At 66.5% G+C, this 12,804-nt stretch carries 11 protein-coding genes; 3 read left to right on the top strand and 8 right to left on the bottom strand.

The window, feature by feature from the left end:
• Positions 1–36: 36 nt before the first annotated feature.
• Positions 37–1,062, bottom strand: a complete 1,026-nt coding sequence (locus B5F70_RS03125; protein ID WP_087204117.1) for a zinc-dependent alcohol dehydrogenase family protein — start codon at positions 1,060–1,062, stop codon at positions 37–39.
• A gap of 448 nt (positions 1,063–1,510) precedes the next feature.
• On the opposite strand from B5F70_RS03125, the gene B5F70_RS03120 reads away from it, so the two are divergent.
• The 3 genes from B5F70_RS03120 to B5F70_RS03110 all read left to right on the top strand — a co-directional run bounded on the left by B5F70_RS03120 (position 1,511) and on the right by B5F70_RS03110 (position 5,483).
• Positions 1,511–3,103: an alpha-glucoside-specific PTS transporter subunit IIBC gene (locus B5F70_RS03120; protein WP_087204116.1), complete on the top strand. Its 1,593-nt coding sequence runs from the start codon at positions 1,511–1,513 to the stop codon at positions 3,101–3,103.
• A gap of 132 nt (positions 3,104–3,235) precedes the next feature.
• Positions 3,236–4,579, top strand: a complete 1,344-nt coding sequence (locus B5F70_RS03115) for a 6-phospho-alpha-glucosidase (protein WP_087204115.1) — start codon at positions 3,236–3,238, stop codon at positions 4,577–4,579.
• A gap of 304 nt (positions 4,580–4,883) precedes the next feature.
• The gene (locus B5F70_RS03110; protein ID WP_087204114.1) at positions 4,884–5,483 is read left to right on the top strand and encodes a hypothetical protein; all 600 of its coding nucleotides are present in this window, start codon (positions 4,884–4,886) and stop codon (positions 5,481–5,483) included.
• 7 nt (positions 5,484–5,490) lie between these two features.
• Here B5F70_RS03110 and B5F70_RS03105 read toward each other — a convergent pair whose 3' ends face one another.
• From B5F70_RS03105 to B5F70_RS03080, 7 genes are all read right to left on the bottom strand, one after another.
• Entirely contained in the window at positions 5,491–6,144 is a 654-nt protein-coding gene (locus B5F70_RS03105; protein WP_206383487.1) for an HAD family hydrolase, read from the bottom strand.
• A 210-nt stretch (positions 6,145–6,354) separates the two neighbouring features.
• Positions 6,355–7,383 (bottom strand): hydrogenase expression/formation protein HypE, encoded by a 1,029-nt coding sequence (gene hypE / locus B5F70_RS03100; RefSeq protein WP_256363444.1) that lies wholly within the window; start codon positions 7,381–7,383, stop codon positions 6,355–6,357.
• A 53-nt stretch (positions 7,384–7,436) separates the two neighbouring features.
• Positions 7,437–7,562: a hypothetical protein gene (locus tag B5F70_RS10925; protein ID WP_256363443.1), complete on the bottom strand. Its 126-nt coding sequence runs from the start codon at positions 7,560–7,562 to the stop codon at positions 7,437–7,439.
• Positions 7,563–7,664: 102 nt separating this feature from the next.
• A complete protein-coding gene (gene hypD, locus B5F70_RS03095; RefSeq protein WP_087204113.1) occupies positions 7,665–8,756 on the bottom strand; it encodes a hydrogenase formation protein HypD in 1,092 nt (363 codons plus the stop codon).
• A gap of 3 nt (positions 8,757–8,759) precedes the next feature.
• Positions 8,760–9,041, bottom strand: coding sequence for a HypC/HybG/HupF family hydrogenase formation chaperone (locus B5F70_RS03090; RefSeq protein ID WP_087204112.1), 282 nt, complete (start codon positions 9,039–9,041; stop codon positions 8,760–8,762).
• Positions 9,042–9,177: 136 nt separating this feature from the next.
• Entirely contained in the window at positions 9,178–11,724 is a 2,547-nt protein-coding gene (locus B5F70_RS03085) for a carbamoyltransferase HypF (RefSeq protein ID WP_087204111.1), read from the bottom strand.
• Between the two features lie 129 nt (positions 11,725–11,853).
• Positions 11,854–12,726, bottom strand: a complete 873-nt coding sequence (locus tag B5F70_RS03080) for a Nif3-like dinuclear metal center hexameric protein (protein ID WP_087204110.1) — start codon at positions 12,724–12,726, stop codon at positions 11,854–11,856.
• Positions 12,727–12,804: the final 78 nt, after the last annotated feature.

Below are 12,804 nucleotides of genomic sequence, written 5' to 3'. Positions count from 1 at the left end.
GGAGATGGCTCCGCGCCGCCTGTGCGATGCCGGACGCTACTTCTCCGGCGAGATGATGTACTTGCCCAAGGCGCGCAGTTCTGGTTTGCCGAGGATATCGGGCAGCTCCTCCAGACTTGCCACGGCGTGCACCATGCTCGAAACATCGAGGCGACCCGAGTCGATGAGCTCGAGCGCGCGGCGCTGCGTGTAGGGGTTGATATACGACGAGGTGAGGACGAGCTCCTTCTGGAAGATCTCGAAGGGCTTGACGGTGATGGTCTCGTCCGGTTTGGTGAGGCCGAACATCATGACGGTCGCCTTGTGGCCGGCGAGCCGGATGGCCTGCTCGATGGTGACGGGCTTGCCGACGCACTCGATAACGACGTCGATGTTGCCAAAGCCCGCCTCGGCGAGCTTTGCGGCGGGGTCCTCGTTGATTGAGTCGACGGTGAGGTCTGCCCCCAACTTCTCAGCCACCGCGCGCTTTCCGGCGACGGGCTCGAGGAGGGCCACCTTGGTGGCGCCGGAGATGCGGGCGAGCTGGAGCATGAGCAGGCCGATCATGCCTCCGCCGATAACCACGACGGAGCTGCCGGGGTGGATGTTGCACATGTCGATGCCGTGCAGGCAGCAGGCGACCGGTTCGGTCATGGCGCCCTGCTCAAACGTCGTGTTGTCGCCCAGCTTGTAGACCTGCTGCGCGTCGACCGCGCAGAACTCGGCAAAGCCGCCGTCGACCGTCGTGCCGTAGCCCGTCATATGCTCGCAGTAATGGTTGATGCCGTCGCGGCAGGGCTCGCAGCAGCCGCAGGGGTGGTTGGGGTCGATGCAGACGCGGTCGCCGGGGGCGAACGCGGTGACATCGGCGCCGACCTCGGCCACGACGCCGGAGAACTCGTGTCCCAGAATCGTGGGCGGCGTCACGTCGGCTGCGCCCTTGTCGCCCTCGTAGATGTGGACGTCGGTGCCGCAGACGCCGCACGCCTTGACCTGGATGAGGACGTCGTGCGCCCCGACGGCGGGGCGGGGCGCCTCCTCGATGCGCAGATCGTGCTTGCCGTAGAACATCGCGCTTTTCATGGGATCCCTCCGCACTCGGGTGCCGCGCCTCGATCGAGGTGTCGGGCATTGCAGTAGCTACAGAGTAAGCAATTCAACTTGTCTAGTCAAGATGAGATACAAACTTTGATAGAACAACGAAAGTCGTTGAGTGGAATCTAGATGCGACCGCGTCCCGTGCATCTTACGAGATATGAGCTAACTTGCATAAAAACTCAGGTAGAAAGGCAAGAAGCCGTTCTGTGTCCAAGTAGATGGGGACAGGTCCGACCGTTTACCGGTGAATTCCTACCGTTTATCGCTTGTCTAGACAGGTATAAGATTGTCTAGACAAGTAGGGAGTATTATGGCGCCCGAGGGGGAGGTGCGCGAGCCGGCGCGTCGCGCCTTCTGCTTATGGATTCAGACCTGCACCGCGCGGGGGCGCTTCGGTTGGTGTCCTCGCGGGGAGAAAGGGAGGTTCTCTGTCATGATGCAGAAAATCCAAAAGTTCGGTGGTGCGATGTACACCCCGGCCATTCTCTTTGCCTTCTCGGGCATCGTGGTCGGCCTGGGCACGCTCTTTACCACCGAGGCGATCTTCGGTGCCATGGCGACTGCCGGCAACCCCTGGTACGACTGCTGGAACGTGCTGCTGCAGGGCGGCTGGACGCTCTTCAACCAGATGCCGCTTCTGTTCTGCGTGTCACTGCCCATCGCGCTCGCCACGCATCAGCAGGCCCGCGCCTGCATGGAGGCGCTCGCGGCATACCTCACGTTCAACTACTTCGTTAACACCATCCTGTCGCAGTGGGGCGGCGTCTTTGGCGTGGACTTCTCCGTCGAGGCGGCCAGCGGCACCGGACTCGCCACCATCGCGAGCATCAAGACGCTCGACATGGGCATGATGGGCGCGCTCATCATCTCCGGCATCTCCGTGATGCTTCACAACAAGTTCTTCGACACCGAGCTGCCCGATTGGCTCGGCGTCTTCGGCGGATCGGTCTTCGTGTACGCCGTGTCGTTCTTCGTGATGCTGCCCTGCGCCATCATCGCGTGCGCGGTGTGGCCGCCGATCCAGCACGGTATCCAGCTCTTCCAGGGCTTCATCCTGTCCACGGGCGCCGCGGGCGTATGGGTCTTCGCGTTCCTCGAGCGCATCCTCATCCCCACCGGCCTCCATCACTTCATCTACTCGCCGTTCTACTATGCGGATGCGGCCGTCTCCGGCGGCATCTACCCGCAGTGGGCCACCATCCTGCCGACGCTCGCCGCTTCTGGCGAGCCGCTCGCCGAGGTTGCTCCGTGGGCTGCCTACACCTGCCCCGGCTGGACGAAGGTCTTCGGTTCGCTCGGCGTCTGCATCGCCTTCTACCTCACGGCTAAGCCCGAGCGCCGCAAGGAGACCAAGACCCTCCTCATCCCGGTCGGTCTCACTGCCATGCTCTGCGGCATCACCGAGCCCCTCGACTTCACGTTCCTGTTCATCGCGCCTCAGCTCTTTGTCGTCCACTCGATTCTCGGCGCCACGCTCTGCATGGTGCAGAACCTCGTGGGCACGGTGGGTATCTTCGACGGCGGCCTCATTTCCATGGCTTCGTGGGACTTCCTGCCGCTCGGCACCGTGTATGCCGGCCAGTACCTGCTCTCCATCGGCATCGGTCTTGTGTTCAGCGCCATCTGGGTCGTGGTCTTCCGCTTCCTCATCCTGAAGTTCGACTTCAAGACCCCTGGTCGCGAGGACGATGACGTCGAGGTCTCCCTCAAGTCAAAGGCCGACTACAAGGCCGCCCAGGGTGGCGCCGCCGCCTCCAAGGAGGTCGCAGGCAGCAAGGCTGAGGAGCGCGCGATCTTTGCGCAGAACATCCTCGATCTTCTGGGTGGCACCGAGAACGTCGTCGACGTCACCAACTGCGCCACGCGTCTGCGCGTGAACGTCAAGGACGAGACGCTCGTTGCCGACGATGCTAACTTCCGCGCCATCGGTGCGCACGGCATCGCCAAGAACGGCAAGAACATGCAGGTCATCGTCGGCCTGTCGGTTCCCAAGGTTCGCGACGCCTTTGAGCAGCTGCTCAAGTAAGTCGCCTGCCGGAGCCTCTGGCGCGAGCCCCGGCCTCAGCTGAGCGCGCCGATCGCTAGGTACCATCCCGCTGCGGCCATGCCGCAGGTCGCAGCGGGCCTGCAAGGTGCGGCACCGTGTTAGGAGGAAACCATGGGTAAGGCTTCGTACGCTGTGACGATCGCGGGTGGTGGTTCCACCTTCACCCCCGGCATCGCCCTCATGCTGCTGGAGGAGCGCGACCGCTTCCCCGTGAACAAGATCACGTTCTACGACAACTTTGCCGAGCGCCAGGAGATCGTGGCCCGCGCCTGCGAGATCTACTTCCGCGAGAACGCGCCGGAGATCGAGTTCAGCTACACCACCGATCCCGAGACCGCCTTCACCGGCACCGACTTCGTGCTCGCCCACATCCGCGTGGGCCTCTACGCCATGCGCGAGAAGGACGAGAAGATCCCGCTGAAGTACGGCGTCCTCGGCCAGGAGACCTGCGGCCCCGGCGGCATCGCCTACGGCATGCGCTCCATCGGCGGCGTCATCGAGATCCTCGACTACATGGAGAAGTACTCGCCCGACGCTTGGATGCTCAACTACTCCAACCCGGCCGCCATCGTCGCCGAGGCCTGCCGGGTGCTCCGCCCCAACAGCAAGATCATCAACATCTGCGACATGCCCGTCGACCTGATGGACAAGATGGCCTACATGTGCGGCGTGCGCGACCGTCGCGAGCTGCAGTACAGCTACTACGGCCTCAACCACTTCGGCTGGTGGAGCAAGATCTTTGACAAGGACGGCAACGACCTCATGCCGGAGATCAAGCGCCACATGGCCAAGAACGGCTACATGGACGGCATCGAGCTTACGGGCGAGCACGCCCAGCACGTGGAGGAGAGCTGGATCCATACGTTTGAGAAGGCGAAGGACGTGTACGCCGTCGATCCGGATACCATCCCCAACACCTATCTCAAGTACTACCTCTATCCCGACTACGTGGTCGAGACCTCCAACCCCGAGTACACCCGTGCCAACGAGGTCATGGACGGTCGCGAGAAGAAGGTCTTCGGTGAGTGCCAGCGCATCATCGACGCCGGCACCGCGAAGGGCTGCGGCTTTGAGGCCGACGCGCACGCCACCTACATCGTGGACCTCGCCTGCGCGCTCGCCGAGAACACCATGGAGCGCTTCCTGCTCATCGTCCCCAACGAGGGCGCGGTGTTCAACTTCGACCCGACCGCCATGGTCGAGGTGCCCTGCATCGTGGGCAAGAACGGCTACGAGCGCATCTGCCAGGGCACGATCCCGCAGTTCCAGAAGGGCATGATGGAGCAGCAGGTCTCCGTCGAGAAGCTCGTCGTACAGGCGTGGGTCGAGGGGAGCTACCAGAAGCTGTGGCAGGCCCTCACCCTCTCCAAGACGGTGCCCTCCGCCAAGGTCGCCAAGCTCATCCTCGATGACCTCATCGAGGCCAACAAGGGCTACTGGCCCGAGCTGCACTAAGCGCTGGGTCGCCAGAAGCGCGTAGGGAGGGGTGCCCGACGCCCCTCCTGGGCCCCGGCTGGTTCTGGGGGTGTGGGTTTTCGGCCGTGCCGCGCCGGGAGGCGCGACGCGGCCGCCGGAACCTGCCTCCAGGACTGCCGGGGCTTTTTTTGCGGGCTCTTCGACCTGCCGGAACTATGATGGCGTCGCCGTGGCTCCGGTGCGTGAGAGCCTCTCGCCGGAAGCCTGAAAAATCTCGCGAGTAACCTGCAGTTTTACGGTATACTCAACATGTACGAACAAGTTAGGAGCCAAAGGGGTTGCCATGAGCAAGAAGAAGATGACGCCGGCGCAGAAGGCTGCCGCCCGCCGCGAGCGCACGCCCGAAGAGCTTGAGGCGCGCGAGGCCGCCCGGTCGGAACGCGCGCTGGCCGCTAAGCGGAGTGCGCGCAACCTCGACACGCCGCGCGAGCGCCTGACGAAGCGCATCGTCACCACGGTGCAGGTCGTGCTCGTCATCTTCCCGTTCGCCCTCTTGGGGTACTCCTCGTTTTCCGGCACGGGTCTCGAGGAGGCCATGCGCGCCGACCCCGGGTTTGTGGTGAGCTTCATCGCTGCCATGGCGCAGCCGCTGGCGGCGTGGATCTTGCGCTTCGCATACCGCCATTACGCTGACGGCGACGGCGGTTATGCCGTGGGCAACCTCATCGGCCTTCTCTGCGCCGAGGCCTTCCTGCAGAACGTGGTGGGTCTTGCGGGCTTTGCCCTCATCTTGTGGCGCATGTGGGGCAAGACGCACGGCGAGCTCACCGAGTGGCGCGAGCGCCGCGGCGTCGGCGGCGTGCTCGTGGACATATCGGGTGCCCTCGCGGTGCTTGCCATCGGCCTGATCTGCGCTTTTGCCAGCTGGCGCCTGAGCGCGTAGCCGCGCGCTACAAGATAAGCGCGGCGAGCTCCGCCGGGGTGTCGACCACATACTCGGCACCTGCCTGCTCGAGCTCGGCGCGCCCCCGAAAGCCCCAGGCGACACCCGCTGCGGCGAGTCCCGCATTGTGCCCGGTTGCGACATCTACGTTGCTGTCGCCTACGTAGAGCGTGCGGGACGGGTCGGCGTCGAGCTGATCGAGCACGTACCGCGTGATGGGTGCCGCCGGTTTGGGCGGAAACGCGTCGATGCGACCCTGCACGAGGTCGAAGCGCTCGCCAAAATAGCGCGCCACGAGCGGTGCGGCGGCGGGGTGGTCTTTGTTGGTGAGCACGGCGAGGCGGATGCCGGCGCCGCGGAGCGTGTCGAGCAGCTCGGGCACGCCGGGGTAGGGCGCCGTGTGGTCCTCTTTGTGCGCATCGTAATAGGCGCGAAACGCGTGAATGGTTTCCTCAAATACCCGCCCGTCACCAGCGAACTCGGCGGGGATGAGGCGCTCGATGAGCTTGGGCTGCCCGTTGCCCACCTTGTAGCGGTACTGGTCGCGCGTGAACGTGGGCCAACCGTGCGCGGCGCACGCGTGGTTGCCGGCGGCGGCGAGGTCGTCGAGCGTATCGAGCAGCGTTCCGTCGAGATCGAATATAACGGTAGTGTACGGCATGGCGATCCTTTGGTTGCAATCGGTGGCTGGCCTTCTTCTCGGGTGCATTGCGCGGCCTTTTGCCGGGCCCGTTTGTTCCCGTGTGCGAAGATGCCACTTTCGCGGTCCCGAGACGGATTGAAAGTGGCATCTTCGCACACGGGAATATGCGGGCGGCGCGCGCGGAGACGCGGGTCCAAGGTCCCTTCCCCGGCGGGTGCCGGGTTCGTCTTAGCAGATGCGGGGGAGCTGCTCGCCCACGAGCATGTCGAGTACGCGGGTCGAGCCCCAGGCGGTGCGAACGCGCACCTGGGCGTGGGCGCCCTCGTGCGGCTCGCTCACGCGGCCGATGCGGGCGGCGCGGGCGCCATAGGGCGCGTCGCGCATGGCGGCAAGGGCGGCGTCGGCCTCTTCGGCCGGTACGACGGCCACCATCTTGCCCTCGTTTGCCACCTGAAAGACGTCGTAGCCGAGCATCTCACACGCGCCGCGCACGGCATCCGCCACGGGGACGGCCTCCTCATCGATCTCGATGGAGACGTTGCTCGCTTGGGCGAACTCGTTCAGGGTGCTCGCCAGGCCGCCGCGCGTGGGGTCGCGGAAGCAACGCGTGTGCGGCGCCGCCGCAAGGACGGCAGAGATGAGGTGGTTTAAGGGTGCGGCGTCGCTTTGGATGGTGGTGCCAAAGCCCAGGCCCTCGCGCTGGCTCATGATGGCGATGCCGTGGTCGCCGAGCGTGCCGGACAAAAGGATCACGTCGCCGGGGCGGCATGCGGCGCCGGAGAGCTCGACGCCTGGGGGTACCTCGCCCACGCCGGCGGTGTTGATGTACAAGCCGTCGGCGCCGCCGCGCTCCACGACCTTGGTGTCGCCCGTGATGATGGAGACCCCGGCCTCGCGCGCGGCCTCCGCCATGCTCGCGCAGATGCGCCGCAGGTCGGCAAGCGGGAAGCCCTCCTCCAAAATGAAGCCGCAGGAAAGGTAGCGCACGCGCGCCCCGGAGGTGGCGACGTCGTTGACGGTGCCGCACACAGCGAGGCGGCCGATGTCGCCGCCGGGGAAGAAGTGCGGGGTCACCACAAAGCTATCGGTCGACAGCGCGACGCGGCCCGTGGGCGCCAGCGCCGCGACGCCGGCGTCGTTGCCGGCGAGGAGCTCGGGGGTGCCAAAGGCCTCGTAGAAGACGTCGTCGATAATGCGCTTCATCATCTGCCCGCCCGACCCGTGGCCGAGCAGGACCGTTTCGGCGGATTCGCTCACGCGCTTCCCCTTTCTTGCGGCGTGCGCCGCATCGTGTGCTTGCCGAGGGCGGGCTAGAACGTAAACTCCCAGTGCCCGCTCCACTCCGTGCTGCCCGTGGTGAGGTAGAGCACGAGGGCGATGATGAGGATGATGGCCGACAAGATGATCCAGACCAAGGGGCCTTTTGACTTGAGCATGAGCACTCCTCTCATTGCGTTGGCCTGTTGCCTGCAGGCGGTTTTGCCCCGCGCCCCCGGCGAGGACATCGCCGTCGCAGGGGAGGGGCTTGCCGCCAAGCGCTAGTCGCGGAATCTATAATACGCCGCGCAGCTGCCCTCGCTCGAGACCATACAGGGGCCGACGGGGTTTTCCGGCGTGCACGCGCGTCCAAAGAGCGGGCACGCGTTGGGCGCGATGACGCCGCGGAGCACATCGCCGCAACGGCAGCCGGCGGGCTCCCGTGTGGGCTCGACGTCGACGGGGAAGCGCCGTGCGGCGTCAAAGCGGGCGAAGGCGTCGCGGATGGCGAGGCCGGAGTGCGGCAGGCACCCGAGGCCGCGCCACGGGGCGTCGCAGGGTTCGAATACCTGCTCGACCAGACGCCGCGCGACCGCGTTGCCCTCGTCGGCGACGCCGCGCCGGTAGGCGTTCTCGATGGCGGGGGCCCCGGCGACGACGAGCTCGACGAGCCGGGCGATGCCCTCGAGCACGTCGACCGGCTCGAACCCGGTGACAACGCCTGGGATGGAGAACTCGTTCACCAAAAAGCGATACGGGGCGAGCCCCGTGATGGTGGAGACGTGGCCGGGGAGGATGAAGCCGTCGATGGCGGTCTCGGGGTCGCTCGCGATGGCGAGGAGCGCCGCCGGCGTGGTCTTGTGCACGCTAAAGACGGAGAAGTTGGCAAGCTCGCGGGCGGCCGCTTCGAGGATGCACGCCGCGATGGCGGGCGCGGTGGTCTCAAAGCCCACACCCATGAAGATGACCTCGCGCTCGGGGTTTGCCGCCGCAAGCTCCACGGCGTCGAGCGGCGAGTAGACCACGCGTACGTCCGCGCCGGCGGCCTTCTCGTCGGCGAGCGAAGAGGTGGAGCCGGGCACGCGGATCATATCGCCGAAGGTGGCGATGATGGCGCCCGGCACTCGCGCGAGCGCGACGGCGCGGTCGATGTCGGCGTTGGCGGTCACGCAGACCGGGCACCCCGGGCCGGAGAGCAGATGCAGCCCCGCGGGCAGGATGGAGCGGAAGCCGTAGCGCCCGATGCTCACGGTGTGGGTGCCGCAGACCTCCATAAGGTTGATCTCGCGGTCGCCCAAGGTCTCGCGGATATGGTCGAGAAGCGCGCGGACGAGGTGCGGGTCGCGAAAGGCGGAGGGGTCGAGGGCATCCATCGCCTAGGCCTCCGCGCCGGCGGGCGCAGCGGCGGTCATGGCGCCCGTGCCGGCGAGCTCCTCGGCCTCAAGCTCCTCGAGGTCACGCAGGACCTCGATGGTCTCGCGCGCCTGCTCGGCGTCGATGACCTCGATGGCAAAGCCGGCATGCACGAGCACAAAGTCGCCGACCTTGGCGTCGGGCGTGAGGCGTACCGAGACGCTGCGCGTGGCGCCCATCATGTCGACGGTCGCCTGCGCATCATCGCGCATCTCGAGAATCTTGCCGGGAACGGCGAGGCACATAGCTCCTCCTTTTTGAAGCGCAGCGGACGCTTCTGCATGCGGCTTTGGTGCCGCGGTTGGACTGGGATGGATGGTACCGCGCCGGTAGCGTTTGAGCAACCGTGTACACGGCCGGGCGCTGGCAGGCAGGCCGGCGTTACCGGGCGAGGAGGGCTCGGGCGATGGCGGCCTGGCCGTAGGCGATGCAGCCGTCGTTGACGGGGGTCTCGCGCGGGGCGAGGACGGTGAGACCGTTCGCCTCGAGGTTGCGCTTGATGAGCGTGAGCAGCAGGCGGTTCATGAAGCAGCCGCCCGAGAGCGCGACGTGCGAGAGCCCTTCGCGCTGGGCGATGGTCGCGGCAGCACGCGCTATGGTGCGCGCAACGGCATCGTGGGCCGTGCGAGCGAGCATGCCCGGGTCGTCGCCACGCTCGATGCCGTCGAGCAGCGCGGCAAGCAGATTTGAGAAGTCGATGATCTGCGGGGCAGAAGTGTCCGGTGCGGGGTCCTCCGCTGCGCCGTCGCCGAGCGTGCCGACGCCGCGCGTGGACACTTGGGGTGCCACCTGCGTTGCTGAAGTGAAGCCGTTGCGTGCGGCCCAGCGCGACGCGGCAGCCTCGAGCTCGATGGCGGGCTCGCCCTCGTAGGTCGCTCGCGTGCAGATGCCGAGTAGGGTGGCGACCGCATCGAGGAGGCGCCCCATGCTGCTCGTGAGCGGGCTGTTGATGCCGCGCTCCACCATGGTCGACGTGACCGAGCGCTCTTGCTCGGTCATGGTGACGAGCAGGGGTTGCGCGCCGGGATGGTCGAGCAGCCCGTAGGCGTCAAGCAGGCCGTAGGCGCAGCGTCGGGCGTCGCGCACCGCGGCGCCGCCGCCGGGGAGGCGCCACGTTCGCAGGTGCGCGACGCGCGTGAAGCCGGTAAGGTTTGCGACGAGAATCTCCCCGCCCCAAACGGTGCCGTCGTCGCCCGCGCCCGTTCCATCGAGCGCGATGCCTATGACGTGCGCATCGGGTGCAACCTCGCCGCGCGCCGCCGCCTCGGCGATGACGCTTGCGATGTGGGCGTGGTGGTGCTGGACCTCAATCAGCGGCAGGCCGTGTGTCTCCGCTTCGGCGCGCGCCCACTGGCCGGAGAGATAGCCGGGGTGACGGTCGCAGGCAAGCGCCGCCGGCGCGATGTCAAAGAGCCCCTGCATGCGCGCGCGGCACGCCTGCCAGGCGTCAAAGGTCTCGGCGTTCTCAAGGTCGCCGATATGCTGCGAGACGAGGCACTCGGCCGTTCCGTCTGCATGTTCGCGTGTGAGGGCGAGCGTCGCCTTCTGTTCGGGCCCGCAGGAGAGGATGGCGGGAAGGGGCGCCCTGTCGTGCGGCGCGTGAGGGGTGCCGGCTGCGTTGCGGATTGTGGTGCCCGCATCATCAGCTCCGTGGGCCGTCGTTACCGGTGGCAGCTCGATGGGCCGCGGGGCGTAGCCGCGGGCGCGGCGTACCATCTGAATCGATCCGTCCACCACGCGCACCACGGAGTCGTCAAAGCGGGAGAGGATGGCGCGGTCGTTGCCGAGGAGTGCGTCGGCAAGACCGCCCTCGACCAGGTGGTGCCATGCGAGCGCGTCGTCGGTCTCGATGGGCTCTTCGCTCACGTTGCCGCTCGTCATGACGAGCGAGCGGACGCCGCGGTCCGCGCAGGCGGCGAGCAGAAGGTGCTGGAGCGGTGTGTAGGGGAGCATGACGCCAAGTTCGGGAAGGTCGCCTGCCACCTGCGGACAGAGCGTGGCCGTGTTGCATGGTGCGCTGCTCGGCGCGGCCTCTGTGCGCCGCCGCAGCAGTACGATGGGGCGGATGGTGCCGATGAGCAGCTCGCGCTCGGTGCCATCAACATGGCAGAGCGCCTCGGCGGCCGCAAGGTCGCGCACCATGATGGCAAGCGGCTTGTTGCTGCGGCGCTTGCGGCGGCGCAGCTCCGCAACGGCGCGCTCGTCGGCGGCGTTGCACGCGAGATGGAAGCCGCCGAGCCCCTTGATGGCAACGATGCCGCCTTGGGCGATACGCTCGGCGCACCGCTCGATGATGTCGTCGCTGGCGGCCAGGTCGATTCCTATAAGCGTCTCAGCATCGCCGTGCGAGCGCCACGTGAGGTGCGGCCCGCAGGCAAAGCAGGCGTTGGGCTGCGCGTGGAAGCGCCGGTCGAGCGGGTCGGCGTATTCGGCGGCGCACGCCGGGCACAGGGGGAAATCCGCCATCGACGTCTGCGCGCGATCGTAGGGGAGCTGCCTGATGATGGTGTAGCGCGGTCCGCAGTTGGTGCAGTTGATGAAGGGGTAGTGGTAGCGCCGGTCGGCGGGGTCAAAGAGCTCGCGCAGGCAGTCGGGGCAGGTGGCGATGTCGGGCGAGACGAGCGTGGTGTGCTCGGTCGCGGCATCGGAGGCGATGATGCGAAAGGCCCCGGCCACCAATGCGGCGGAGGGTCCTTCGCGCTCCTCGACAGCGATCTGCTCAACGCGCGCCGCCGCTGGTGCAGCCGAGCGCATCGCGTGAACAAACGAGCGCAGGGCGTCTTCTGCACCCTGCGCCTCGATATGCACGCCGTCGCCGGCGTTGAGCACCCAGCCCGAAAGACCGCGCACGACCGCCTCGCGGTAGACGAACGGCCTAAAGCCCACGCCCTGCACGATGCCCGTGATATGAATCCCCAGCGTTTTCATAGTCTGTATTATCGCCGATTTTATTGCGGACTACCAAACGAGGCGGCGCGCCGTGCGGTTGTGTACGGTGCGCCGCCTCGGGGCGGAGGAACTGGCGTGAATTGGCAGGGCTTCGCGAGGCTGGAGCGGTTACTTCTCCGCGGGGGTCACATAGTGGTACGTATCGCCGTCGGACACGTAGCTCACCTGCGGGGCGTCGGCGCCGAGTGCATCAGGGATCCACGTTGCCATGTGCTCCATACCCGGCTCCTCTAGGTTGAAGTGGCCGAGCACGATGGCGCACTTATTGCGCCCGAGCTGGGCGGCGTCGCGGATGTACTCACAGGTCGTGAAATCGATAAACTCCATGCCGAGCAGGCAGTCAGGCCCGCCCTCGGCGTCTGTGGCGTTGGCGAGCGCCGTGTCTTGCGGGCCGCCCATGACGTGCATGGGAATCTGCACGCGCCGCACGCGTGCGTTGGGGTCGCCCACCAGGCGCACGCCCGCAAGGCCGAGCCTCTCCACAATGTCGTGGGCGAGCTCCTGGCCGGTCGTCTCGGGAATCTCAAAGTCCATGCTGTGCGCGATGTCGCCCGTGCGCGCCTCGAGCCAGCCCATCTTCCAGGCAAAGCCGTAGAAGATGCCGTCTGCGAGCGCTCCGTCTGCGTCCAGCGGCGCGCCGGAGTGAATGTAGTCGTGGCAGCGCCACACCGCGCCGCCCCAGGTGTTCAAAAGGTTGCGCTTTGCTTGGAATGTGGCGTTTTCCGCCACCACGTCCTGATGGTCCCCGTGGTTCCAGAAAAGCGCCTCGTGCGGGATGATGAGGTTGGCGCCGAGCTCCTGCGCCTGCCGGATGACGTCGGTCGTTGCCCAGATGCAGGTAACGATACCCGTGCATTCTTGGTCAACGTTGCCGTAGAGCACCTTGTCGCGCGTGGTGGCCTCGTCGATGGGGCGGTCGCCCATCATGTCGTAGCCGCCGCAGTAGTCCTTGATGCGCTGGATCGCTTCGCTGATGAGCATAGAGGTCCTTTCTAACGAAAGATGAGGATGGGGCAATTGTCCCTTTGTGAGGCGCCCGGACGCAAGGGGGGGGGGGGG

Origin of the sequence: Collinsella sp. An268, assembly GCF_002159765.1 — a bacterium.
Taxonomy (GTDB): domain Bacteria; phylum Actinomycetota; class Coriobacteriia; order Coriobacteriales; family Coriobacteriaceae; genus Coprousia.
This window is presented reverse-complemented; position numbering and strand designations above follow the sequence as displayed.